Origin of the sequence: Georgenia sp. Z1491 (assembly GCF_049856175.1) — a bacterium.
In the GTDB taxonomy this organism is placed as follows: Bacteria; Actinomycetota; Actinomycetes; order Actinomycetales; family Actinomycetaceae; genus JB111.
Genome location: NZ_JBNDNA010000019.1, coordinates 1 through 24,280 on the forward strand (window position 1 = coordinate 1; position 24,280 = coordinate 24,280).

The following is a 24,280-nucleotide window of genomic DNA, read 5'->3' on the forward strand; positions in this document are numbered from 1 at the left end:
TGAACCGCCCTGGGTCTCCCGGAGGGTGGTTGTTTACGCGGCCTCCGAGTTCGGGGCTGCGGTCGTAGCCTGCCGGTGAGCGTTCTCGAACTCAATGGGGGGGGGCACGTGTCCGACCGACGAGTGCAGGCGTCCGTGGTTGTACCAATGGACCCATCGGGCGACCTGCCACTCGACCTCGGCGTGGTTCTTCCACGTCGGTCCGCCGTCATTGATCGCCTCGGTCTTGAACAGGCCGATCGTCGACTCGCACAGCGCGTTGTCCAGTGCGTCGCCGACCGTGCCGATCGATCCGGCGATTCCTGCCTCGGCGAGCTCGGCGGTCAGCGCCAGCGAAACGTACTGAGCTCCGGCATCGCTGTGATGGATGAGTCGGCCGTGTTCCCAGGTGGCGCCGGCCCGGTGACGGACACCGATCGCCTGACGCAGAGCGTCGGTGACCAGGACCGCTCGCATCGAGGAGGCCACCCGCCAGCCCAGGATCCGGCGGGAGTAGACGTCCACGACGAACGCGACGTAGACGAACCCGGTCAGCGTCCAGACATAGGAGAAGTCCGCGACCCACAGCTGATCCGTCGCGGTGGGCACGTTCCAGCCGCGCTTGACCAGGTCGGGATGACGTGGCGCATCACCGCGCGAGCGGGTGGTCACCGTCCGGTGCCGACCCCGGATCGCGCCCGTGATCGAAGGCGATTCTCATGAGCCGTCCGACCTGGTCCCGACCGACCTCGAGACCGGCGCGCCGAGCGGCGTGCCAGAGCTTGCGCACCCCGTAGACGCCCCAGTTCTCCCGGTGCAGAGTGACCAGCGCGTTCGCGAGGTAGGCCTCTTCCAGCAGCGCTTCGCTCACCGGCCGGACCTTGTGCGTGTAGTAGGTGGACGGCGCGATCTTCACGCCGTGCTCGCTGAGCACGACGCAGATCGGCACGGGCGCCGAACCTGTCCCGGTAGGAGTCGATGTAGGCCACGATCACTTGAGTCGGCGGCCTGGCTCCGCCTGAGCGAAAAACGCGGACGCCGTCTTGAGGATCTCGTTGGCCCGCTCGAGCTCGGCCACGCGCTTCCTGACGCGCTCGGACCTCCTCGGACTCTGTTGAACGTGTGGCCGCCGGGCGGGTGCCCTCGTGGCGTTCGGCGTCCTCGACCCAGTTCCGGAGCGTTGCCGGCTTCAGATCCAGCAACGCTCCCACATGCTTGCGGGCACCGAGCTTGGACTCGGCCCCCTCGGCGATCTTCTCGCGGTACATCCGAACCGCGCGCTCTCGGAACTCCTCGTCGTACTTCCGTGGTGCTGACACAAGAACCAGTCTCCCCTTGCTAGATCAGCACCCTCCAGGAGACCCAGGGCGGTTCAAGTGCCGGCGTCGGGCTGTGTGTCGTCGTCGAGTGTGGATCCGTCGTCGTCGGTGTCTGTGCCCGTGCCGTAGGCCGTGTACTTCGCGTTCGAGCCACGGGCGAGGTGCGCCGGGTACCTGGCCGCGTTCGTCACCATCTTCGCCTCCCACGCGGCACCGAGGTCGAGGCCCAGGCTGTCCGCGGTCTGCACGAGGTAGGACAGGACGTCGGCGAGCTCGTCACCCAGGTCCCGAGCGCCGTCGGGCGTCCGTGCCAGGTCGCGCAGCTCGTCGTCCGTGCGCCACTGGGTGAGCTCGGCCAGCTCGCCGACCTCGCCGACGAGGGCGAGCAGGAGGTTGCGCGGCTCGTGGAACTGGCCCCAGTCGCGCTCGGCGGCGAAGGTCCGCAGGTCGTCGCGCACGCGGTCGAGATCCATGGTCCCGTTCTACCGGCTCACGGGTGCACGGGCGAGGAGGGGCCGAGGATGCTCGGGCGCGGGGCGAGAAGCGGGCGAGGATGCTCGGTGTCCTGGCCGAGCGTGGCCGTGGCATCGCAGGCACGGACCACCGTGATGCCCCGCTCCGGACAGCGCCCGGACACCCGGGCGTGGTTCGATGATCGACGTGAACGAGCCCGACGAGCGTCCCCCCGCCGAGCGTGCCGTGCTCTTCGACGTCGGCGGCACCCTTGCCTCCAACGGTCCCGTCGTCTCGATCGCGGCCCGCCTCCTCGGCCTGCCAACCACGGGTCCCCAGGTCGACGCCCTCGCCGAGGCCGTCATGGCCCGCCGCGAGGAGTACGACCGCACCGGCGACGACACCGCCTACTGGCAGCAGGTCTCCGACGACGCCGACGGGCCGGAGCTCTCCGCCGAGGTCGTCGAGCAGCTCGTGGCGGCGGATGTGCAGCGCTGGGCACGCCTCACGCCCGCGGTGCTCGCGCTGCTGCGCGACCTCGACCGGGCCGGCGTCCGCCTGGGGGTGCTGTCGAACGCCCCGACGGCGCTCGCGCGGACCTTCGACAACCAGCCGTGGTCGGAGCTCATCGCGGTCCAGCGCTTCTCCTGCTTCACGCAGCTGAGCAAGCCGGACCGCCGGGCGTACGAGGACGCCGTCGAGCACATGGACGTGCCCGCCGGTCGGGTGATCTTCCTCGACGACCGGCAGGTCAACGTCGACGCCGCCGTGGCGGCCGGCCTGGACGCACACCTCTGGCAGGGCGCGGACGCCGCGCGGGAGCTGCTGGAGCGGCGCGGGCTGATCGCCCCCGACTGATCCGGCGCGTGCTGGTGGCGCCCGACTGACCGGGCGCGGCTACTCGAGCCCGACTGACCGGGCCCGGCTACTCGAGCCCCCGGGCCCGGCGGTCCATGTACTCCCGGATCCCGTGCAGATGGCGGTCGACCATGCGCTCGATGCGGTCGTGGAGGTCGGACATGCCGGGCATCGCCGCGGGATGGGCGACGAACGCCAGGTACATCGCGGTGCCCTCGACCGACGTGATGAGGTCGGTGGCGTCCTCCTCGGTCGGCGTGTGCACACCTTCTGCCTTCTCCAGGAGCGTCGCCGTGAGCTCGCGGATGCTCGCCCCGATCGTCTCCTGCCAGATCGTGTCGAAGACCTCGGGGTAGATGCGCGCCTCGATGTTGAGGCGGTACAGCGCAGGCCCGTAGGTCCCGCCGTACTGCGTGATGCGGCGGTTGGCGGCGAAGATCAGCAACTCGCGCACCCCGGGGCCGTCGTCCTGGCCGGCGTCCGGCGCCACGACCGTCACGTCCACGTGCTTGAGCGCGTCGATGAGCAGCGCCTGCTTGTCCGTCCAGCGCAGATAGATGGACGACTTGCCCAGGCCGGCCTCCGCGGCGACGGCGTCGAGGGAGAGGCCCGCCCAGCCGCGCTGGCCGAACAGCTCGAGAACCGCGGCGAACGCCTTGCGCTCCGCGTCCGCGTTCCTCGGGCGCCCGGGACCACGCCTGGTGGCCATGACGGGGGCCCGACGTGACATGCGGGTGCGGCCCGCGCGGACCTCGCTCGGGTCGAAGCGGTACCCGCCCGGCGGGGGGAGGCGGTCGCCGGCCGCGAGCCAGGGCTCGAACGGTCGGCCGGAGACCGTGGGGCGGCGTCGTGAGGGCCGGTTGTCCTCCGGGTGCGGGTCGAGGTCCGGTGCGGGATCAGGGAGGGCGCTCGCGGCGGCGGCAGCACCCGGGGCGCTGCCGGGCGTGCGCCCCTGCTCGCTGCCCGGCGTGCGGATCCGGTCGCTGCCCGACCCCGTGGGCTCCGAGTCGATCGGTGCCCGTGGCGGGTCGACCGGTGTGGTCGTGCGGACCCAGGGCAGCGGTCGGCGCCCGGGCTGCGAGCTCTCGTCGTCCATCGGGTTCCTCGTTCTGGGAGGTCGGGCCCTCGTCGGCCCGGTCGTGGGGTCGGTCAGGAGTGTGCCGCCGCCAGGGCGAGCGTGAGTGCGAGGGTGAAACGTGTCTCGCGGTCCTCGGGCGACATGTCGCCCGAGTGGTCGAGGAGGTGGTCGGAGATCGTGAGGACGGCGAGGGCCTCCCGGCCGTACTCCGCCGCGACGCCGTACAGGCCGGCGGCCTCCATCTCGACGGCGAGCGTGCCGTAGGAGGCCAGAGCCTCGTTGAGATCGGCCGCGTTGCCGTAGAAGTGGTCCCGCGACACGATCGGTGCGACGTGCACAGGCGTGTCTCCCGCGTGCTCCTTCGCCGCCGCGACCGCCGCCGCCACGAGCCCATAGCTGGCGATCGCCGAGAAGTGCAGGCCGGGGAGCCGGGGCACGTTGATCGCGGAGTCGGTGTGTGCGCCCAGCGCGACGACGACGTCGCCGACCCGCACGTGCCGCGCCAGGCCGCCGGCGGTGCCGACCCGGACGATGCGCTGCACGCCGAAGTGCTCGAACAGCTCGTTGGCGTACAGGACCGTCGAGGCCATGCCCATGCCCGAGGCCATGACGGACAGCGGCTTGCCGTCGACCTCGCCCGTGAAGACCTTGTTCGCGCGGACGTCGGAGACCACGCGGGCGTCGGGCATGAGGAGCTCGGCGATGCGTGCTGCGCGCCGGGGGTCACCGGGCAGGAGGACGGCCGGGGCGATGTCGCCGGGCTCGGCGGCGATGTGAGGGGTAGCCATGACAATGATCCTGACGTCGACAAAGGCGCCGCAGGTGACGGCGTCGTGTGAATGATTCCACGGATGGGACGTGGCGTGGGTCCGTCCGTTGCGATGCCGGTCCGGACGAACCGCCCGGCCGGCCACTCTCTCGACGAGTGAGCGCGGTTCGGTCCGTTCCGTGTGGCGAGTGAGCGGACTTCTGCCGGCTCCGTGTCGCGAGTGAGCGGGGTTCGGTCCGTTGGAGAGCGAGTTGCGGTGTCGCGTCGTTGCGTCGTCACCGAGTCAATCAGGTATCCATCGAGACATGCCCCCCGGTCGACTGACTCGGCGATTACCCCACTGCCTCACCGAACTGACCGAGCCGATGCCGGGCGGGACCATGTCGAGCTGGTGCAGGGAATGACGACGAGGGGCGGGCACCGCACCCCATCAGGGTGCGGGGCCCGCCCGACAGTTGAGCGCCGCCCGGACCGAGATCCGGGCGGCGCCTATCCGTGGAGCAGAACTCCGCTCACTCGTGGAGCAGAGCAGAGGTCCGCTCACTCGCCGATGATCGGCATCAGGTTCTGGTCAGCGGCGGACTCCGAGGGTGTCGGAGCCGTCGCCGTCCCAGTCACCGACGTACACCTCGTCGCCGGCCCGGCCGTACCGGACCTCGGTGTCGGCCACCGTGGAGGTCAGCGAGTTCGACACCAGGTAGAGGTTCCCGCGGCGCACGGCGAAGGTGTCGACCGCGTCGCCGTCCCAGTCACCGACCAGGACGTCGTCCGACGCCCGGCCGTAGTCCAGCTCGACGTCCGCCCAGCCCGTGCTGAGCGAGTTCGAGACGAAGTAGGTGTTGCCGCGGCGGACGGTGAAGGTGTCGACGGCGTCGCCGTCGTAGTCCCCGACCAGCACGGTGTCGTCGGCGCGGCCGTAGTCCAGCACCGCATCCGCGTTCCCACCGGTCAGGGAGTTCGACAGGAAGTAGCTGTTCCCACGACGCACCGCGAAGCTGTCCGCACCGTTGCCGTCCCAGTCACCTACCAGCACCGCGTCGTCCGCGCGGCCGTAGGTCAGCTCGACCTCGGCCGCCCCGCCGTACAGCGAGTTGGACAGGAAGTACCTGTTGCCTCGGCGGACCGCGAGCGTGTCGCTGCCGTCGCCGTCCCAGTCACCGACCAGGACCTCGTCACCCGGGCGGCCGAAGCTGAACTCGTGATCGGCCCAGATCTCCCACCCGTCGTTCAGGTAGAACCCACGCCCCGGTGACGGCGGCACCGGCTCGGGGTCCGGCTCACCCGGGTCGTCCTGCTCGGCCCACAGCTCGTCGAGCATGACCTGTCCGATGTCGGCGTTGTCGAGGTAGCTCCCGCGGACCGGGTCCTCCCCGGTGGCGCGGGCGTGGAAGGCTTCGGAGCCGGCGCCGATGGCGAAGAAGGGCACGAGGTGGTTGGAGTGGGCCAGTCGGTGCCACTCGTGGTCCGGCAGCTCGCCCACGCCGTTGGACACCATGGGCGTCCACGCGGGATCGGAGTCCGGGCCGGTGATGTAGCCGGCCTCGTGGTCGGCGGTGACGACGACCATCGTCTCGTCCCAGCTGCTGTGGGTCTCGACCCAGTCGGAGATCGCCTCGACCGTCTCGTTGAGCGTGATGGTCTCCTCGATGGCCCGGGCCGGGGCATTGAGCTCGGAGGACCAGTCGATCGCGCCGCTCTCGACCGCGAGGAAGAAGCCCTCGTCGGAGGCGTTGTCCAGGACGTTGAGGGCGCCGAGCGTCATCTCGGACAGCTCGGGCACCGTCTCGATGAACGGGTCCTCGAACGGGACGTCGCTCTCGCCGTCGCCCCGGGCTTCCTGGGTGGTGGTCCACGCCTGCGCGAAGCCCATCACGTGCGTCGGCGGTGCCTCGGCTCCCGCGAGCGCCTGGAAGTCGGCCCGTTCCTCGATGAACTCGAACGGCGTGTCGCCGTTCTCCAGCCGCGTCCAGGTCTCCTCGCTCACGTAGTTGAAGTCCGGCTCGTCGTACCGGTCGCCGTTGTCGTCGTACCAGGGGTGGCCGGAGCCCATGACCACGTTGAGGCCGCTCTCGTCGACCAGCAGGTCGGAGACCGCGAGGTAGTCGAGGCGGCTCTCGTTGTGGATGGCGAAGGCGGCCGTCGTGGGGTGGGGGACCACGACGTTCGTGACGACGCCGGTGGCGCGGCCCTGCGCCTGCGCCCGCTCGACGACGTTCTCGATCGGCGCACCCTCGCGGTCGACGCCGACGGCCTGGTTGATCGTCTTCACCCCGGTGGCCATGGCGGTGGCCGCCGCGGCCGAGTCGGTCGGGGCGGCCAGCGTGGAGGCGGCGAAGTCGCCCCACATCACCTCGGGGTCGTAGGAGCCGCCGACCGAGAAAGTGCTCATGGCGTACTGGACGGGCCAGTGCTCGTAGACCTGGGTCGGGGTGTCCCCGTCGACGTCCTCGATCGTGCCGGCCTCCGGGTCGACGGCCACCTGGTAGCGGCTCTGGTCGGACTCGAACATGCTCGCCATGTCGATGTGGTTGTAGCCCATGCCGTCGCCGACGACGACGATGATGTTGTCCGGCCCGTCCTCGGAGCCGTTATCGGAGGTATTGGAAGCACCCGCGGAGGCGTTCGCGGCGTCGGTCGCGTCCCGTGCAGCGGGCTCGCCCTCGCTCGGCTCGTCGGCGGTCGCTGGAGCGGCAAGGGCCGAGAGGACGACCGCGCCGGCGGCCGCCAGCCCGAGTCCGATCGACCGGCGTCGGCCGGTCCTGTGCGTGCGCATGGGAGATCTCCTCTGCTCAGGGGGACGTGCGGTGTGAGGCCGTCCACATCACGGGGTCTGGCGAGGGGGTCGGACGGCGCGGCGACCGTACGGAGGGCAGTCGACCGCACGGCGATGTGCGTACCAACGGACGGTGGCCACTCCGTGAACGGGCAGGTCCCACATATGAGCGGACCGACCGCGCGCGCAGGAGTTTGCCGTGCCGTCGCGCGCCGGTCGCGCGCCGGACACGGGGCCTGCCTAGCGTCCGCCGCGTCCGAAACCGAGCCAGACGAAGGGGACGTCCCATGGCAGCCATCACCCACCGCACGCACCGGTCACGACTACATCCGCGCACTCTCGCCCTTTCGGCTCTCGCGCTCGCGACGACGGCGATGGGTGCCGCCGCCGTGCCGGCCGCGGCCGACGTGTCCGCCACCGCACCTCTCGCCGCGCCCGCCGGCCCCTCGCCGTCCGCCCCCGCACCCGCCCCGACCGCCGAGTCGGAGGACATCGAGATCGAGCGGACCGGCGTCGGCGAGCTCGCGGACGGCGTCCAGCACACGACCTACCGTGTGACCACGCCCGAGGGCGCCTCGACCGCCAACCTCCTCGCGGTCGACCTGCGCACGGCCGGCACCGACCTCATCACCGGGCCGACGATCACCACGCCGCAGCGCCTGGACGACATGGGCGAGGACGCCGGCGCCATCGCCGCCGTCAACGGCGACTTCTTCCAGAACACGGTCGACCCGACCCACGGGGAGATCGCCGCCACCTTCGCGGCCGCGGGCGTGGAGATCCGCGACGGCGAGATCCGCCAGTCCGCGGTGCCCTACGCCCAGCGGCACGGCGAGTCGCTCGACGCGGCCTGGAACGACGGCGACGAGGTCGTCGGCGTCACACGCTCGGGCCGCGGCGTGGTCACGGACGTCGAGCTCGACGCCTTCGCCGCCCCGCGCGGCCAGCGACCGATCGACATCGACGGCCTCAACCAGTACGGCATGGCGACCGACCAGATCACGCTCTTCGACGCCCGGTGGGGCGACACGTGGGGCGACGACACGCGGGCGCGAGCGGCCTGCGGCGACGAGACCGCCCGCGGCGCGGCGTGCACGGATGACGTGCTCGAGGTGCTGCTGGAGGACGGTCGCGTCGTCGACGTCGCCGAGACGGCCGGCGGCACCGGTGCGCTGGAGGAGGGGCAGCAGGTCCTCCTCGGCCGCGAGGACGGCGCGGACGAGCTGCGCGGGCTCGAGGTCGGCGACAGCGTGCGGACGCACATGCGGTCGCGGTCGGACGGCGCCGGACGGCTCGACTGGGCCGTCGGCGGCGGGGTCGTCGTCCGCGACGGCGAGGTCGGCACCATCCCGGAGCGACCGCTCAACCCGCGCACGCTCGCCGGCGTGTCCGAGGACGGGCGCACGCTGTTCCTCCTCGTCGTCGACGGCCGGAACCCCGACAGCGTCGGCGCCTCCACCCGGGACGCGGCGGTCGTCATGGCCGAGCTCGGGTCCGACGACGCCGTCCTCCTCGACGGCGGCGGCTCGAGCACGATGCTCGGCCGGCCCGGCGTCGATGACGAGTTCTCGCTGCTGAGCCGCAGCCGCGAGGACGGCATCGAGGTCCTGCGCGAGGTCCCCAACGGCATCGGGGTCTTCGCCGGCTGATCCTGGCCGGCGGCAGGGGCGCCCGACCCGACCACATGCACGACGGCGGGGCTCACCGTGCAGGTGAGCTCCGCCGTCGTGCAGGGGGGCTGCGACGGGCCGGCCGGCCTGCGCTCAGGCCGCCGCCCCTCGCTCGGCCCGCGCTTCGCACTCGGGCCGGCCGGCCTGCGCTCAGGCCGCCGCGCCGCCCGCGAGGCGCCGGTCCGCGATCCGCGCGCCCTCGACCAGTGAGTCCAGCTTCGCCCACGCGATCTGCTCGTGGACACGTCCCCCGAGCCCGCAATCGGTCGACGCCCACACGCGCTCCGGTCCGACGAGGCGCGCGAACCGCTCGATGCGGTCGGCGACGAGCTCGGGGTGCTCGAGGACGTTGGTGGCGTGCGAGACCACGCCGGGCACGAGCACCTTGTCGGCCGGCAGCGCGAGGTTCTCCCAGACCCGCCACTCGTGCTCGTGGCGCACGTTCGCGGCCTCGAAGGAGTAGGCGGCGGCGTTCACCGTGAGCATCGTCGGGGCGATGTCCGCCAGCGGCAGGTCGGTCGAGTGCGGGCCGTGCCACGAGCCCCAGCACAGGTGGAACCGCACGCGCTCCGTCGGCAGCCCCTCGAGCGCCCGGTTGAGGGCAGCGACGCGCTTCTCGGTGAACGCGACGTAGTCCGCCACCGCCGGCTCGGGCGTGATCTGGTCGAAGTTCTCCGCCACCGACGGGTCGTCGATCTGCAGCCACAGCCCGGCGTCGAGGATCGCCTTGTACTCCTCGCGCAGGACGCGCGCCCAGGCGTCGAGGTAGGCGTCCTCGTCGCCGTAGAACCGGTCGGTGATGCGGGTCGCCGAGCCGGGGGACAGGGCGGTGACGAAGCCGGCGCTCGGCTCCTTGCCGGCGGCCGCGAGCGCGGCGACGAGGTGGTCGACGTCGGCCCGCACGGCGTCGGCGCCGGTGTAGGTGAGCTCGCCGGTGACGACCGGGAACGGGCGTGGCTTGTCGCCGCCGCTCCAGATGCCCGACGTCGGGTCGGCGTAGGCGTCCGCGAACAGCGCCCGGTCGCGGCGGTGGAGGAAGCCGGTCAGGCGCACGTCGCCGGGGGAGGAGACGTAGCTGTCCGCGGCCCACGACTGGTCGTCCGGGTCGATGGTCAGGCCGCCCGTGCGCCCGAACGAGTAGGACCACCAGGCGCCGTAGTCGACGGACTCGCTCATGAGCTTGCCGTACTCGCCGTCGTTGACGTGGTCGAGGCCCGCCTCGGTCTGCCGCGCGACCACGCCCGCGACCTCGGACTCCAGCAGCGCGGTGAGCTCGGCCTGACCGATGCGGTCCTCGGCGCGCGCGGCGTTGGCGTCGATCAGCGCGGCGGTGCGGGGCAGCGAGCCGGCGTGCGTGGTGCGGACCTTCGACATGGTGACCTCTCGGATCGGGGACGGGCTGGCGTCGGGGCGCGGGAACGGCGTACGACGACGTCGCGCGCCACGCCCGGGCGCCCACTCTGGCACCGCGCGGCCGGCCGCGCCGCGCCCGTCGGGGGAGGTCCAGATGACGGGACGCCGTGCCCTGCTCCCGGCCGTCGCACCGGCCGGGCCACGGAGGGTGCGGGCCGTCATTACGCTGGCCGGGTGATCGACAAGCACCCCGACGGGCATGCGGCGACGGCCGGGTACCGGCCCCTGTGGCACCAGCTGCGCGAGCGCCGCGGGTCGGACGCCGCCGCGCTCGTCCTGGACGACCCCGGCCTGCGCCGACGTGTCACCTGGCGCGAGCTCGCCGACGACGTCGAGATGCTCGCCCTGGGGCTGAAGGACGCCGGGGTCCGGCCCGGCCAGCGGGTCGGCGTCTCGATCCCGCCCGGCGTCGAGCTCACGCTCAGCCTGTTCGCGGTCCTGCGCCTCGGCGGCGTCGCCGTGCTCGCCGACCCGCGCCTCGGTGCCCGCGGCCTCGACCGGGCGCTGCGCGGCGCCGAGCTCGACCACCTGCTCGGCACGCCGGTGGCCGCGCGGGCCGCACGCGTGCGCGGCTGGACGGCGAACCGCTACCTCGTGCGCACCCCGTTCGACCGCGTGATCACCGCCAACGAGCGCCGGCTGCTCGGCCTGCGCGGCGTGTTCCTCGAGATCCTCGACCACGGTCGGGAGCTCGTCGCCGGCGGGGTCGCCCTCCCGGAGGAGCCGGACCCCGACGACGACGCCCTCGTCGTCTTCCAGGCCGCCGGCTCACTGCGTCCCAACGGCGTGGTCTACACGCACCGCACGCTCGCGGCCATGTGCGAGGCGACGACCCAGGTCGTCCCCCTCGACCACGACCACGGCCTGGTCGCGGGCTTCGCGCCGGCCGCCCTGCTGGCCCTCGCCGTCGGGGCGCCCGCGGTTATCCCGGGCACCGGGCGCCCGGGCACGCTCACCGGATCGCAGCTCGCGCGGGCGGCCCGCCGCGTCCCGTCGCCGGCGCTCGCCGTGAGCCCGGCCGGCCTGGCCTCGGTCGTCGCGACGGCCGGCCGGCTCGCCCCCGACGAACGGGACGCGCTCACCCGGCTGCGCCGCGTCGTCGTCGGCGGGGCGCCCGTCACCGCCGGTGAGCTCGCCCGCGCCGCGAGGCTGCTCGGCGAGCCCGAGATGCACGCCCCCTACGGCATGGCCGGGCTGCTCCCGCTCACCGACCTCACGCTGCCCGAGCTACGGGCGGCGACGGCGTCGAGCGCGGACGGGGCGGGCGGCGGTACCTGCGTGGGACGACCAGTCCCGGGCGCCCGCGTCGGCATCGTCCCGCTCGACCACCTCGGCGCGCCGGTCGGGGACGCGGTGAGCACGCCCGGCGTGACCGGCGAGGTCGTCGGCACCGCGCCCCACCTGCGCGACCGTTACCTCCTGCCGGCCGCCGAGCAGGCGCGCGCCCAGACACTGGTCGGGTGGCACCGGACCGGTGACCTCGGCCACCTCGACGCCGAGGGCCGGCTCTGGCTCGAGGGCCGGGTCGGGCACGAGATCACCACCGAGAACGGAGTCGTCACCCCGATCGCGCTCGAGATCGCGCTCCGGGCGATCCCGGGCGTGACGGCGGCGTGCGTCGTCGGGGTGGGGCCGCGTGGGGCGCAGGACGTGGTGGCGGTCCTCGAGACCGACCCGCGGCGCCACCGGGGTGCCCGGGCGAAGGCGTCGAGGGCCCCGCGCGGCCTGACCGCCGCGGCGCGCGCCGCGGTGGCCGGGGCCGTGGCGGCCGAGGCTGCGGTGGCCGGCTCCGGTCCGGTGCCGGTCCGGCTCGACGCCGTGCTGCGGATGCCCCGGATCCCCGTCGACGTCCGGTACGGCGCACAGGTCCAGCGGGCCGCCGTCGCGCACCGCGCCAGGGTCGTCCTCGGCCGAACTACCCTGGGGGAGTGACGAGCGAGCAGGCGGGCGGCATCGGGCAGGCGGACGACGCCGGGCAGAGGCCGGACGGCCCCGCTCCCGCCGAGCAGGTCGACCGCAGCGAGCGTGCGGACGCACCCCGGACGGCGCCGGACTCCTCGGCCGCACCCGATCGGACGGACGTCGCCGCGCGGGCCGACGACGTGGCCCCCGCCGGGACGACGCCGGACGAGGCACCCTCCGCCGGGCAGGCCGACGAGGTAGCCCCCGCCGGGACGACGCCGGACGAGGCACCCTCGGCCGGGCGGGCCGACGAGGTAGCCCCCGCCGCGCCGCGCCCGCCGAGGTCCGCCCGGGTTCTGTTCCTCACGGCGATCCTCGCGCTCGAGGCGTTCGTCATGCTCTTCGCCACCCTGGTCGCGCACGGTCTGCGCGTGGCACCGCTGCCGTGGGTGTGGGCGGTCGGGATGACGGCGCTCGTGGTGTGCGTCGTCGGGGCGGGACTCGTGCGGAAGTACCCGCGCGAGGTGGGCGTGCTCGGTTGGTTCGTCCAGATCGGGCTGGCCGCCGTCGCGCTCGTCGTGCCGATGGTGCTCAGCCTCGCGATCGTCTTCGCTCTGCTGTGGCTCATCGCGCTGCGCACGGGGGACGACATCGACGCCGACCGGCGCGTCCGCTACGCCGCCGAGCTCGAGCACCACCGGCTGGCGACAGCCGAGGGCGCCTGACCGCGTGGCGACGGCCGAGGGTGCCCGACCACCTGGCGACAGCCGAGGGCACCTGACCGCGTGGCGACGGCCGCCGGTGCCCGACCACCTGGCGACGGCCGAGGCGCCTGACCGCTGCCGGCCGCGCATCCCTGGGTGCGGCGGGCGCACGGACCTGGCGCGCCGCGCCACTAGGCTGCGGGCATGACTTCCCCGCTCGAGCGCACCCTCGTCCTCGTCAAGCCCGACGGCGTCGCCCGCCACCTCACCGGCGAGATCCTGCGCCGCATCGAGACCAAGGGCTACACGATCACCGCGCTGCAGTTGCTGCACCCGGACCGTGCGCTGCTCGAGCAGCACTACGCCGAGCACGCGGAGCGCCCCTTCTTCGGCGGGCTCGTGGAGTTCATGGGCTCCGGCCCCGTGGTGGCGGCCGTCGTCGAGGGCCACCGCGTCATCGAGGGGATCCGCACCATCGTGGGCGCGACCGACCCGACCGTCGCGGCACCCGGCTCCGTGCGCGGGGACCTCGGGCACGAGGGCGGCGGCGCTGTCATCGAGAACCTCGTCCACGCCTCCGACGCCGTCGAGAGCGCCGAGCGCGAGATCTCCCTCTGGTTCGCCGCCTCCTGACGCACCGCTTGTTCTGACGCTCCGCACTTCTGGCGCACCGCCCCGCCGGCGAGTGAGCGGATCTCTGTGCGGCGAGTGAGCGCGATTCGGTCGCCGGTCCGGTTCGGTTCAGTCCGGTTCGGCTCTCCGGTCGGTGAGTCAGTGGGCTATGTGCCGATTCAGTCGACGCGGGGCACTGCCTCGATGGTTACCCCACTGGCTCGGCGACAGCGCGACGCCGCCCACTCACTGCCCGCAGCATGGCGAGCAGAACCGCGCTTACTCGTCGGGCGGAAGTCCGCTCACTCGTCACAGATGCTCGGGCGGGTTCCGCTGGATCACGGCCCTCCTGACCTAGGCTCGCGGGCGTGTATCTCAAGACGCTGACCATGCGGGGCTTCAAGTCCTTCGCGTCGGCGACGACCCTCCACCTCGAGCCCGGCATCACGTGCGTGGTCGGGCCGAACGGGTCGGGCAAGTCCAACGTCGTCGACGCCCTCAGCTGGGTGATGGGTGAGCAGGGCGCGAAGTCCCTGCGCGGCGGCTCGATGCAGGACGTGATCTTCGCCGGCACCACGGGCCGCGCCCCGCTCGGTCGCGCCGAGGTCTCGCTGACGATCGACAACACCGACGGCGTGCTGCCCATCGAGTACACCGAGGTGACGATCTCCCGCACCTTGTTCCGCTCCGGCGGCTCCGAGTACCAGATCAACGGCGAGTCCTGCCGGCTGCTCGACATCCAGGAGCTCCTGTCCGACACGGGCATGGGCAAGGAGATGCACGTCATCGTCGGGCAGGGACGGCTCGACTCCGTCCTCCAGGCGACCGCCGAGGACCGCCGCGGCTTCATCGAGGAGGCCGCCGGCGTCCTCAAGCACCGCCGCCGCAAGGAGAAGGCGCTGCGCAAGCTCGAGGCCACGGCCGCGAACCTCGCCCGGCTGAGCGACCTCACGGCCGAGATCCGCCGCCAGCTCGGTCCGCTCGCCCGCCAGGCCGACGTCGCGCGCCGCGCCCAGGTGGTCCAGACCGACCTGCGCGACGCCCGCGCCCGTCTCCTGGCCGACGACCTCGCCCAGCTCCGCGCCGCCGCCGACTCCGCGACCACCGACACCGCCGCGATCGCCGCCCGCCTCGAGCAGGCCGAGGGCGAGCAGGACGTCGCGCGGCGCTCGCTGGCCGCCCTCGAGCAGGCCGCCGCCGACGCCGCCCCGCGGCTCGGCGCCGCCACCGACACCTGGTACCGGCTCTCCGGCGTGCGCGAGCGGCTGCGGGCGCTCACCGACGTCGCCACCGAACGGGTCCGCCTCCTCGGCGGCACGGGCGAAGAGCACGACGACGAGGGGCCCGCCCAGGACGGCGACCGCGAGGGCGCCGGCCGCCAGGACGACGCCCGCGACCCCGACGTCCTCCAGGCCCGCGCCGAGCAGGCTCGCGCCGCGGAGGCCGAGCTCGGCGTCGAGCTCGACGCCGCCCGCACCACCCTGACCGACGCCGAGGCCCGCCGCACGGAGGCGGAGACCGCCGAGCGCGCGGCCGAGCACGCGCTCGCCGCCGTCCACCGCGCCGACGCCGACCGCCGCGAGGGGCTCGCCCGGCTCACGGGCCAGGTGGCCGAGCGCCGGTCCCGACTCGAGGCCGCCCAGGCCGAGCTCGACCGCCTGCACGACGCCGAGGCCGCCGCCCGCACCCGCGCCGAGGACGCGCAGCGCGAGTTCGACCGCCTGGAGCGGGACGTCGCGGGCGCCGAGTCCGGCGAGGAGGACCTCGACGACGCCTACGAGAGGGCCGCCGACCGGCTCGCGGCCGCCGAGGCCGAGACCGAGCGGCTCGACGAGGATCTGCGCGCCGCCGAGGAGGCACGTACCTCCGCCCAGTCCCGCGCCGAGGCACTGGCCCTCGGCCTGGCCGCCTCCGACGCCGCGCCGGCCGGGGACGTCGAGGGCCTGCTCGGCCCCCTCCCGGAGCACCTCGAGGTCGAGGCCGAGTGGGCCGACGCCGTCGCCGCCGCCCTCGGGCCGCTCGCCGCCGCGCACGTGGTCGCCTCGCTCGATGCCGCCGTCACCGCTCTGCGCGCCAGCCGCGAGGAGGGAAGCGGCAAGCTGCGCCTCGTCGTCGCGGCGGACCCCGGCGCCGACGCCCCGCCGGCGGCGGGCGGCTCGTCGGCCGGCGACCTCCCGGACGGCGTCGTCGCGGCCCCGTCGGTCGTCACGGCGCGCACCGACGTCGCCGTCACCCTCGCCCGGCTCCTCGACCGGGTCGTCCTCGCCGAGGACCTCACGGCGGCCCGGGCGGCCGTCGCGGCCCGCCCCGACCTCACGGCGGTGACGAGCGACGGCGACGTCGTCGGTGCCGCGGCCGTGTCCGGCGGTGGGGGCGAGGAGTCCTCGGTGCTCAGCCTGCACGCCGCCCACGAGCAGGCCCTCGCCGACGTCGACGACGCCGCGCGCCGCGCCGAGGCCACCCGGTTCGCGCTCGGCCCGGCCCGCGAGGAGGTCGAGGCCGCCCGGGCGCAGGCCGCCGGCGCGCTGGACGCCCTGCACGCCTCGGACGCCGAGATGTCCGCCGTCACCGAGCGGCTCGGCCGCCTGCGCCAGACAATCCGGGACTCGGGCACGGAGGTCGAGCGGTCCGGCCCCGCCCGCGAGCAGGCGGAGACCGCGCTGGCCGAGCACCGCGAGGTCCTCGCCGAGCTGGGGGAGCGCCTCGAGCTCGCCGGCCGCGAGCCCGAGGAGGCCGAGGCCGATCTCGAGCGCGCCACCACCGAGCGGGACCAGGCGACCGCCGCTGCGCGGGAGGCCCGCTCCGCGGAGACCGACACCCGCCTCGCGCTGCGCACCGTCGAGGAGCGGGTGAGCGCGCTCGCCGGCCGCGCCGCCTCCCTCGAGGCCGCCGCCCGCACCGAGCGCGCGGCCCGCGCCGCCGCCGCTGACCGGGCCGCGCGACGCCGCCGACAGGCAGCGGTCGCCGCCGAGGTCCACGAGCGTGCCCAGGAGGGCGTGGCCGCCGCGGACCGCGCCGTGGGGGAGGCCGCCGCGCGCCGCGCCGAGGCCGAGGCCGAGCGGGAGGACCGGGAGAAGGCCACGACCTCGGTGCGCTCCCAGCTCGCCGAGATCGACAAGACCCTGCTCGGCCTGCGCGACGCCGCGCACCGCGAGGAGCTCGCCCGCACCGAGCACACGATGCGGGTGCGCCAGGCGGAGGAGCGGTCCGTCGAGGAGCTCGGCACCGACCCCGACGTCCTGCTCGAGGAGTACGGGCCCCACGTGCTCGTCCCCTCCACCGCGCCGGTCGCGGACGGCGAGGAGCCGCCCGAGCCCCGGCCCTTCGTCCGCGAGGAGCAGGTCAAGCGGCTCGCCCGGGCGGAGAAGGACCTCGCTCGCCTGGGCAAGGTCAACCCGCTCGCGCTCGAGGAGCACGCCGCCCTGGAGGAGCGCCACCAGTTCCTCACCGAGCAGCTGGCCGACCTCACGCGCTCGCGCGAGGACCTGCTCCAGATCGTCAAGGACATCGACGCCCGGGTCGAGGAGGTGTTCACCTCCGCGTTCCACGACACCGCGGCCCAGTTCGAGCGCGTGTTCCCCCGGCTGTTCCCCGGCGGCGAGGGCCGTCTCGTGCTCACCGACCCGGACGACATGCTCACCACCGGCATCGAGATCGAGGCGCGGCCCGCGGGCAAGAAGGTCAAGCGCCTCTCGCTGCTCTCGGGCGGGGAACGCTCGCTCACGGCCGTCGCCCTGCTCGTGGCGATCTTCACCGCCCGCCCGAGCCCGTTCTACGTGATGGACGAGGTCGAGGCCGCCCTCGACGACGTCAACCTCGGCCGCCTCATCGAGATCTTCGCCGAGCTGCGCGAGTCCTCCCAGCTCATCGTCATCACGCACCAGAAGCGCACGATGGAGGTCGCCGACGCGCTCTACGGCGTCACCATGCGCGGGGGGCTGTCGACCGTGATCTCCCAGCGCATCGAACGCGCCGACGCCTCGGCCTGACGGAGTCCCCGTTCCCGGGCTGCGCGCCGCCCCGCGCCCCGCCCGCCGCCTCTCGACCACCGGGGAGCGCGACGCCGGCCGTCCGCGTTCCTGAGAGACTGTGGCCGTGGATACCCCGTACATCATCCTGACCGTCGTCGGAGCCCTGCTCGTCGTCGGGCTGATCGCCGGACTCTGGCTCGTCCCCTCGCGCCGCAGGCGCGACGACACGCTTCCCCCGGGGGAGTCGAGCCCGTACCCCTCCGGTGAGGAGCCGGCGTCGGGCGCCTCCGCCGCGCCGACCGCCGTCATCGACGAGGACCGCGCGGGGACCGACGTCGCCGAACCGGGCGCCGCCGAGCCGGCGGCCCCGCCGACACCGACCCTCGAGCAGCCCGAGACCGTCACCTCGCGGCTCCAGCGCCTGCGCGCCCGCCTCGCCCGCTCCGGGTCGTTCGGCCAGGCCCTGCTCTCAATCCTCTCGCGCGACTCGCTCACCGAGGAGGACTGGGAGGAGCTGGAGGACACGCTGCTGGTCGCCGACGTCGGCATCGGCCCCACCACCGAGCTCATCGACACCCTGCGCACGGAGGCCAAGGTCACCGGCGCGGGCGACGCCGGCGCCGTCAAGGACATCCTGCGCCGCGAGCTCCTGGAGTTCGTCGGGCCCGACGCGGACCGCACCCTCGACCTCAGCCCCGTCCTCGGCGACGACGGCGCGCCCCACCCTGCGACCGTGCTCGTCGTCGGCGTCAACGGCACGGGCAAGACGACGACGATCGGCAAGCTCGCGCGCGTGCTCGTCGCCGAGGGGCACTCGGTCGTCCTCGGCGCCGCCGACACCTTCCGTGCGGCCGCCGCCGAGCAGCTGACCACCTGGGGCGAGCGCGTCGGCGTGCCCGTCGTCCGGTCCGAGACCGAGGGCGCCGACCCGGCGTCGGTGGCGTTCGAGGCCGTGCGCAGCGGCCGGGAGCAGGATGCGGACGTCGTCGTCGTCGACACCGCCGGCCGACTCCAGAACAAGGCCGGCCTCATGGAGGAGCTGGGCAAGATCAAGCGCGTGATGTCGCGCCAGGCGCCCGTCCGCGAGGTCCTGCTCGTCCTCGACGCGACCACGGGTCAGAACGGCATGCAGCAGGCGAAGATCTTCTCCGAGGCCGTGTCCGTCACCGGCATCGTGCTCACCAAGCTCGACGGCACCGCGAAGGGTGGCATCGTCGTCACCGTGCAGCGCGAGCTCGGCGTGCCGGTGAAGTACGTCGGGCTCGGCGAGGGCCCCGACGACCTCGCGCCGTTCGTCCCCGAGGACTTCGTGGACTCGTTGCTCGGCTGACGCCTACCGCACCGTCTCCCGGCGCCGTCACGTGATCGTCACGTGGCGGCGCTGCCGGTTACACGGGTGAAACCTGGGCCGCGCCGCGGCGAAACACGCTCGAAGGAGAGTGCCTCCCAGACCGGCCGACGGTGCCGGCGAGGAGGAGACATGACACCACTCATCGCGACGTCGGCAGCGCCGACGCTCGACACCGGCGCCACGGCCTGGATGCTGATGTCCGCCACGCTCGTGCTCATGATGACCGTGCCGGCCCTGGCCCTGTTCTACGGCGGCATGACCCGCAGCCGCGGGGTGCTCAACATGATGATGATGAGCTTCGGCGTCATCGCCGTCGTCGGCGTCATCTACCCGCTGTGGGGGTGGTCGATGAGCTACGGCGACTCGCTCGGGGGCATCCTCGGCAACCCGTTCGACGGCTTCGCCCTCGACGGTCAGGTGGTCGACGCGGACGGCGCCCACATCATCGACGACCTCGGCGTACCCGCCTACGTGGGAGTGGCCTTCCAGTCAACCTTCGCCATCATCACCACCGCACTGGTCTCCGGGGCGATCGCCGAACGCGTGAAGTACGCGTCCTGGCTCGTTTTCGCCGCCCTGTGGGTGACGCTGTCCTACTTCCCGATGGCCCACATGGTCTGGGGTGGCGGCATCCTCTCCGGCGACGGGTGGTTCGGCTCGATCGCCGAGCCGATCGACTTCGCCGGCGGCACGGTCGTCCACATCAACGCGGGCATCGCCGGCCTCGTCCTCGCCCTGGTCATCGGTCGGCGCAAGGGCTTCGGCAAGGTGCCGATGCGGCCGCACAACCTGCCGCTCGTGATGATCGGCGCCGCCCTGCTGTGGGTCGGCTGGTTCGGCTTCAACGCCGGCTCCGCCTTCACGGCCGACGGCACCGCCGGTCTCGCGTGGGTCAACACGACGTCGGCCACGGCGGCCGCCATCCTCGGCTGGCTCGTCGTCGAGCGCCTGCGTGACGGGCACATGACGTCGCTCGGCGCCGCCTCGGGCACCGTCGCCGGTCTCGTCGCCATCACCCCGGCGGCCGGGGCGCTCAACCCCGTCACCTCGATCGTCCTCGGCGCGGTCGCGGGCGTGCTCTGCGCGCTCGCGGTGAGTCTGAAGTACCGGTGGCGGTTCGACGACTCGCTCGACGTCGTCGGCGTCCACCTGGTCGGCGGACTGGTCGGCACGATCGTCGTCGGCCTGCTCGCTGACGAGGGCGGTCTTTTCATGGGCGACGGCGCGGACCAGCTGATCGTCCAGGCCCTCATCGCGGTCGTGGCCGTGGTCTACTCGGGGCTCGTCACCCTCGTGATCGCGCTCGTCCTCAAGGCCACCATGGGCTGGCGCGTGAGCGATGATGACGAGGCCAGCGGGATCGACACCGCACAGCACGCGGAGAGTGCCTACGAGGGCATCGGCTCCGGGCGACTGCTCACCGGATCGGAGAAGTGAGGACCGACATGAAGCTCATCACCGCCATCATCCAGCCGTTCCGGCTCGAGGACGTCAAGGCGGCCCTCGAGGCCGCGGGTGTCACCGGTATGACCGTTTCGGAGGCCAACGGCTTCGGCCGCCAGCACGGCCACACCGAGGTCTACCGCGGTGCCGAGTACGAGGTCCGCCTCGTGCCCAAGGTCCGCATCGAGGTCCTCGTCGACGACGCGGAGGCCGATCAGGTGCTCGACGCCGTGGTCGGCGCCGCCCACACGGGCCGCATCGGTGACGGCAAGGTCTGGGTCTCCGACGTGGGGCAGGTCGTCCGCGTCCGGACCGGCGAACGGGGCTCCGAGGCCCTGTGAGCACCGGCGCGGCGGGCGGTCACCGGCTCCTCACCGAGCTGCGGGCCGCCCGCCGCGCCGTTCGCCCCCCGGCGCCCGCCGAGCTCGCCACCGGTGCCCTGGAGCACGGGCGGGCCTACCGCCGCGCGCTCGCCGACCTGACCGACGCCGCACTCGTCGAGCTCTGGGCGGACGCCGGGCGCCGGCTGGGCACCGATGTTCGACGAGGCGTGGCGCTCGCGTGCGTCGGCTCGCTCGGACGACGCGACGGCGGGCCGTGCGCCGACCTCGACCTCGTGCTCCTGCACGACGGCTCCCGCGACGACGTGACGCTCGCCGCTCTCTCGGACGCCCTGTGGTACCCGATCTGGGACGCGGGCCTCACGCTGGACCACTCCGTGCGGACGCTCGCGGACTGCCGGTCCGTGGCCTCCACCGATGTGCCCGCCGCCGTCGGCCTGCTGGGCATGCGGAACCTGGCGGGCGACGCCGACCTCGGCGCGGAGGCCGCCTCGGCGGTCCTGGCCGACTGGCGCGGGGCGGCCCGGGTCCGCCTCGAGGACCTCGCCGGCGCGGTCGCTGCGCGCGGGCGGCGGACCGGGGACCTCGCCCACCTCAGCGAGCCCGACCTCAAGGAGTGTCGTGGCGGGCTGCGGGACGCCCGCATCGTCTCCGCCCTCGCAGCGTCCTGGCTCACGGACCGGCCGCACGGGGAGATCGACGACGCCGTCTCGCACCTGTGCGACGTGCGCGACGCGCTGCACGTGGTCACCGGCCGGGCGGCCTCCCGGCTCACCCTGCACGACCAGGACGCCGTGGCGTCCGCCATGGGGCTCGGCGACCGTGCCCCGCGCACGCGGGCGGAGCTCGACGAGCTGCGCGGGGCGGTGCCGTCCCCCGGGGCCTCGCCCGGCCGCACCGAGGCCGGTGCGGACCCCGCCGACGAGCTCCTTGCAGGGGTGAGCGCGGCCGGCCGCACGATCCGGCATGCGCTCGACACGACGCTGCGCTCGGCCCGCCGGGCCGCCACCCGTCCGCGGGGCCGACTCATCACCGCCGCCCTGCGGGCCGGGCGTCCGCCGCGGCTCACCACGCTCGCGCCCGGCCTGGTCGCCCACGACGGCGAGGTCGTCCTCGCCGCGGGTGCCGACCCCGCGAGCGATCCTCTCCTCCCGCTCCGCGCCGCCCGCGCCGCGATCGAGCACGGCCTCCCGCTCTCGCCGGTGACGACGACCGCCCTGGCCCGCTGCCCGGACCCGGCGGGCGAGCACGGGCGGTGGCCCCCCGAGGCGCTCACCGACCTCCTCGCCGTCCTCGCCGCGGGGACGCGGGCGCTGGACGTCCTCGACGCGCTCGACCTCGTCGGCGTGGTCGCCGTCTGGCTCCCCGAGTGGGCACCGATCCGCAACCGGCCCCAGCGCACCGCCGTCCACACCCGCACGGTCGACCGTCACCTCCTGCTGACGGTGGCAGGACTCGCGGAGCTCCCCGGGACGCCGGGTCTCACGGCGGCGGGCGGGGCGAGCGACCCTCGGCTGCTGCTCGCCGCACTCCTCCACGACCTCGGCAAGCTCCCGGGGGAGCGGGACCACTCCGCGCGCGGTGCGCGCATCGCCGACCCGCTCCTGGTGCGCCTCGGTGTCCGCGCCGCCGACCGTGCCGACATCGTTCATCTGGTGGCCGAGCACCTCCTGCTCGCGGAGACCGCGACCGGCCGCGACGTCTCGGACCCGGCCGTGGTCGACGAGGTCGCCGGCCGGGTCGGTTCGCGCGAGCGTCTCCATCTGCTCCGGGCGCTGACCGAGGCCGACGCCCGTGCCGCGGGTCCCCGCGCATGGACCCGGTGGCGCGCCGAGCTCGTCGACAGGCTCACGGCCGCGGTGGATGCCACGTTCGCTTAGCGGCGTCCACCACCCCGGCGCCACCGGACCCGTTGTTACCCTTGTGGGCAACGACCTGACTGCGCGCGGCGACCCGTGCCGAGCTGCCCGGCACCGCCGCAGCGCCCCGACCGACGAAGGACCCACGTGTTCGCCAGCCTCTCCGACCGGATCACCGGCGCCTTCAAGGGCCTGCGCGGGAAGGGGCGCCTGTCCGAGGAGGACGTTGCCGGCACGGTCCGGGAGATCCGGCGCGCCCTGCTCGAGGCCGACGTCGCGCTGCCGGTCGTCCGGGAGTTCACCGCCGCGATCCGTGAGCGCGCCACGGGCGCCGACCTGTCCAAGGCACTCAACCCGGGTCAGCAGGTCATCAAGATCGTCCACGAGGAGCTCGTCGAGGTCCTCGGCGGCGAGTCGCGCGACCTGCACATCGCCAAGCACCCGCCGACGGTCATCATGCTCGCCGGCCTCCAGGGCGCGGGCAAGACCACGCTGGCCGGGAAGCTGGGCAAGTGGCTGCGCGACCAGGGGCACACCCCGCTGCTCGTCGCCTCGGACCTCCAGCGGCCCAACGCCGTCACCCAGCTCCAGATCGTCGGCGAGCGCGCCGGCGTGGCGGTGTGGGCGCCGGAGCCGGGCAACGGCGTCGGGGACCCGGTCGAGGTCGCACGCACGGGCCTCGAGCGAGCCCGGCAGGCCATGCACTCCGTCGTCATCGTCGACACGGCGGGCCGCCTCGGCGTCGACGAGGAGATGATGCGGCAGGCCGCGAACATCCGCGACGTCGTCCAGCCGCACGAGACCCTGTTCGTCCTCGACGCGATGATCGGCCAGGACGCGGTGACCACCGCCAACGCGTTCGCCGAGGGCGTGGGCTTCACCGGGGTCGTCCTGTCCAAGCTCGACGGCGACGCACGAGGTGGTGCCGCCCTGTCCGTCCGCGGCGTCACCGGCGTGCCGGTGCTGTTCGCGTCGACGGGTGAGAAGCTCGAGGACTTCGAGCGCTTCCACGCCGACCGCATGGCGTCGCGCATCCTTGACATGGGTGACGTGCTCACCCTCATCGAGCAGGCGGAGCGGACCTACGACGCCGAGGAGGCGGAGAAGCTCGCCGAGAAGCTCGCCGGCGACGACTTCACGCTCGGCGACTTCCTCGGCCAGCTCCAGCAGATCAAGAAGATGGGCTCGATGAAGAAGATGCTCGGGATGCTCCCGGGCATGGGCCAGATGCGCGATCAGCTGGACAACTTCGACGAGCGCGAGGTCGACCGGGTCGAGGCGATCGTGCGGTCGATGACGCCGGCCGAGCGCGACAACGTGAAGATCCTCAACGGCTCGCGCCGCTCGCGGATCGCCAAGGGCGCGGGCACCACCGTCCAGCAGGTCAACTCCCTGCTCGAGCGCTTCGAGCAGGCGCGCGTGATGATGCGCAAGATGGGCAGCGGTGGCGGGGGGATGCCCGGGATGCCGGGTATGCCCGGTGGCCCCGGGATGGGTGGCGGCAAGAAGTCGAAGGGCCGCCAGGCGCCGCAGGTCAAGAAGAAGAAGGGCAAGAGCGGCAACCCCGCGAAGCGTGCGCAGCAGGAGCGCGAGCTCGCCGCGCGGGCGTCCGCGCCCAAGGGCGCCTCGTTCGGCGGTGGCGGGAGCGGCCCGGTCCAGCCCTCGCCTGAGGACCTCGACATCTCCGAGCTGCAGAAGTACCTGCGCTGAGGCGTCTCGTCGCCGAGTGAGCACTTCTCGGTCCTCGTGTGCCGGACAGAATCGCGCTCACTCGTGAGGCAGAAC

Annotated in this window: 16 protein-coding genes, 1 pseudogene and 1 other annotated feature; of the genes and pseudogenes, 11 read left to right on the plus strand and 6 right to left on the minus strand. The window is 73.7% G+C overall.

All coding sequences use genetic code 11. The features are described from left to right. Positions 1 to 33 precede the first annotated feature (33 nt). Together ACPYO4_RS14730 and ACPYO4_RS14735 are read right to left on the minus strand one after the other, a co-directional pair. Positions 34 to 1,298 (minus strand): annotated as a pseudogene (locus ACPYO4_RS14730) (IS3 family transposase). Further along, positions 881 to 1,013, minus strand: a sequence feature (AL1L pseudoknot). (Overlaps the previous pseudogene by 133 nt.) Positions 1,299 to 1,351: 53 nt before the next feature. Further along, positions 1,352 to 1,771: a nucleotide pyrophosphohydrolase gene (locus ACPYO4_RS14735; RefSeq protein ID WP_425710007.1), complete on the minus strand. Its 420-nt coding sequence runs from the start codon at positions 1,769 to 1,771 to the stop codon at positions 1,352 to 1,354. A 178-nt stretch (positions 1,772 to 1,949) separates the two neighbouring features. Between ACPYO4_RS14735 and ACPYO4_RS14740 the strand changes: the two genes are divergently transcribed. After that, the gene (locus tag ACPYO4_RS14740) at positions 1,950 to 2,609 is read left to right on the plus strand and encodes an HAD-IA family hydrolase (protein ID WP_425710008.1); all 660 of its coding nucleotides are present in this window, start codon (positions 1,950 to 1,952) and stop codon (positions 2,607 to 2,609) included. Positions 2,610 to 2,676: 67 nt separating this feature from the next. Here the strand turns inward: ACPYO4_RS14740 and ACPYO4_RS14745 are convergent, their stop codons facing one another. From ACPYO4_RS14745 to ACPYO4_RS14755, 3 genes are all read right to left on the minus strand, one after another. After that, complete coding sequence (locus ACPYO4_RS14745; RefSeq protein ID WP_425710009.1) at positions 2,677 to 3,705, minus strand: TetR/AcrR family transcriptional regulator; 1,029 nt, start codon at positions 3,703 to 3,705, stop codon at positions 2,677 to 2,679. Between the two features lie 53 nt (positions 3,706 to 3,758). Then, the gene (locus ACPYO4_RS14750) at positions 3,759 to 4,475 is read right to left on the minus strand and encodes a DeoD-type purine-nucleoside phosphorylase (RefSeq protein ID WP_425710010.1); all 717 of its coding nucleotides are present in this window, start codon (positions 4,473 to 4,475) and stop codon (positions 3,759 to 3,761) included. A gap of 552 nt (positions 4,476 to 5,027) precedes the next feature. Next, positions 5,028 to 7,229, minus strand: coding sequence for an alkaline phosphatase (locus ACPYO4_RS14755; RefSeq protein ID WP_425710011.1), 2,202 nt, complete (start codon positions 7,227 to 7,229; stop codon positions 5,028 to 5,030). Positions 7,230 to 7,516: 287 nt separating this feature from the next. Between ACPYO4_RS14755 and ACPYO4_RS14760 the strand changes: the two genes are divergently transcribed. Then, entirely contained in the window at positions 7,517 to 8,878 is a 1,362-nt protein-coding gene (locus tag ACPYO4_RS14760) for a phosphodiester glycosidase family protein (RefSeq protein ID WP_425710012.1), read from the plus strand. Between the two features lie 171 nt (positions 8,879 to 9,049). On the opposite strand, the gene ACPYO4_RS14765 is transcribed toward ACPYO4_RS14760, so the two are convergent. Further along, positions 9,050 to 10,273: a cobalamin-independent methionine synthase II family protein gene (locus tag ACPYO4_RS14765; protein ID WP_425710013.1), complete on the minus strand. Its 1,224-nt coding sequence runs from the start codon at positions 10,271 to 10,273 to the stop codon at positions 9,050 to 9,052. Between the two features lie 213 nt (positions 10,274 to 10,486). On the opposite strand from ACPYO4_RS14765, the gene ACPYO4_RS14770 reads away from it, so the two are divergent. The 9 genes from ACPYO4_RS14770 to ffh all read left to right on the plus strand — a co-directional run bounded on the left by ACPYO4_RS14770 (position 10,487) and on the right by ffh (position 24,205). Beyond that, positions 10,487 to 12,244 carry an AMP-binding protein gene (locus ACPYO4_RS14770; protein WP_425710014.1) on the plus strand — a complete coding sequence of 586 codons (1,758 nt, stop codon included), beginning with the start codon at positions 10,487 to 10,489 and terminating at the stop codon, positions 12,242 to 12,244. After that, positions 12,241 to 12,939 carry a DUF4233 domain-containing protein gene (locus ACPYO4_RS14775; RefSeq protein ID WP_425710015.1) on the plus strand — a complete coding sequence of 233 codons (699 nt, stop codon included), beginning with the start codon at positions 12,241 to 12,243 and terminating at the stop codon, positions 12,937 to 12,939. Before ACPYO4_RS14770 ends, ACPYO4_RS14775 begins: the two co-directional genes overlap by 4 nt. 183 nt (positions 12,940 to 13,122) lie before the next feature. Then, positions 13,123 to 13,551, plus strand: a complete 429-nt coding sequence (gene ndk, locus ACPYO4_RS14780) for a nucleoside-diphosphate kinase (RefSeq protein ID WP_425710016.1) — start codon at positions 13,123 to 13,125, stop codon at positions 13,549 to 13,551. 347 nt (positions 13,552 to 13,898) lie between these two features. Continuing rightward, positions 13,899 to 17,519 carry a chromosome segregation protein SMC gene (gene smc, locus ACPYO4_RS14785; RefSeq protein WP_425710017.1) on the plus strand — a complete coding sequence of 1,207 codons (3,621 nt, stop codon included), beginning with the start codon at positions 13,899 to 13,901 and terminating at the stop codon, positions 17,517 to 17,519. Between the two features lie 106 nt (positions 17,520 to 17,625). Further along, positions 17,626 to 18,831, plus strand: coding sequence for a signal recognition particle-docking protein FtsY (ftsY, locus tag ACPYO4_RS14790; protein ID WP_425710018.1), 1,206 nt, complete (start codon positions 17,626 to 17,628; stop codon positions 18,829 to 18,831). Positions 18,832 to 18,981: 150 nt separating this feature from the next. Further along, positions 18,982 to 20,289 carry an ammonium transporter gene (locus ACPYO4_RS14795; protein ID WP_425710019.1) on the plus strand — a complete coding sequence of 436 codons (1,308 nt, stop codon included), beginning with the start codon at positions 18,982 to 18,984 and terminating at the stop codon, positions 20,287 to 20,289. An 8-nt stretch (positions 20,290 to 20,297) separates the two neighbouring features. Further along, positions 20,298 to 20,636, plus strand: coding sequence for a P-II family nitrogen regulator (locus tag ACPYO4_RS14800; protein ID WP_425710020.1), 339 nt, complete (start codon positions 20,298 to 20,300; stop codon positions 20,634 to 20,636). Further along, positions 20,633 to 22,516 (plus strand): HD domain-containing protein, encoded by a 1,884-nt coding sequence (locus ACPYO4_RS14805; protein WP_425710021.1) that lies wholly within the window; start codon positions 20,633 to 20,635, stop codon positions 22,514 to 22,516. The genes ACPYO4_RS14800 and ACPYO4_RS14805 overlap by 4 nt, the downstream gene beginning before the upstream one ends. A gap of 126 nt (positions 22,517 to 22,642) precedes the next feature. Continuing rightward, positions 22,643 to 24,205 carry a signal recognition particle protein gene (gene ffh, locus ACPYO4_RS14810; RefSeq protein WP_425710022.1) on the plus strand — a complete coding sequence of 521 codons (1,563 nt, stop codon included), beginning with the start codon at positions 22,643 to 22,645 and terminating at the stop codon, positions 24,203 to 24,205. Positions 24,206 to 24,280 lie beyond the last annotated feature (75 nt).

What these genes read in the sequence shown, in the direction of transcription:
- ACPYO4_RS14735 (WP_425710007.1), bottom strand. Translation starts at nt 1,771, where the DNA reads ATGGATCTCGACCGCGTGCGCGACGACCTGCGGACCTTCGCCGCCGAG.
- ACPYO4_RS14740 (WP_425710008.1), top strand. Translation starts at nt 1,950, where the DNA reads ATGATCGACGTGAACGAGCCCGACGAGCGTCCCCCCGCCGAGCGTGCC.
- ACPYO4_RS14745 (WP_425710009.1), bottom strand. Translation starts at nt 3,705, where the DNA reads ATGGACGACGAGAGCTCGCAGCCCGGGCGCCGACCGCTGCCCTGGGTC.
- ACPYO4_RS14750 (WP_425710010.1), bottom strand. Translation starts at nt 4,475, where the DNA reads ATGGCTACCCCTCACATCGCCGCCGAGCCCGGCGACATCGCCCCGGCC.
- ACPYO4_RS14755 (WP_425710011.1), bottom strand. Translation starts at nt 7,229, where the DNA reads ATGCGCACGCACAGGACCGGCCGACGCCGGTCGATCGGACTCGGGCTG.
- ACPYO4_RS14760 (WP_425710012.1), top strand. Translation starts at nt 7,517, where the DNA reads ATGGCAGCCATCACCCACCGCACGCACCGGTCACGACTACATCCGCGC.
- ACPYO4_RS14765 (WP_425710013.1), bottom strand. Translation starts at nt 10,273, where the DNA reads ATGTCGAAGGTCCGCACCACGCACGCCGGCTCGCTGCCCCGCACCGCC.
- ndk (WP_425710016.1), top strand. Translation starts at nt 13,123, where the DNA reads ATGACTTCCCCGCTCGAGCGCACCCTCGTCCTCGTCAAGCCCGACGGC.
- ACPYO4_RS14795 (WP_425710019.1), top strand. Translation starts at nt 18,982, where the DNA reads ATGACACCACTCATCGCGACGTCGGCAGCGCCGACGCTCGACACCGGC.
- ACPYO4_RS14800 (WP_425710020.1), top strand. Translation starts at nt 20,298, where the DNA reads ATGAAGCTCATCACCGCCATCATCCAGCCGTTCCGGCTCGAGGACGTC.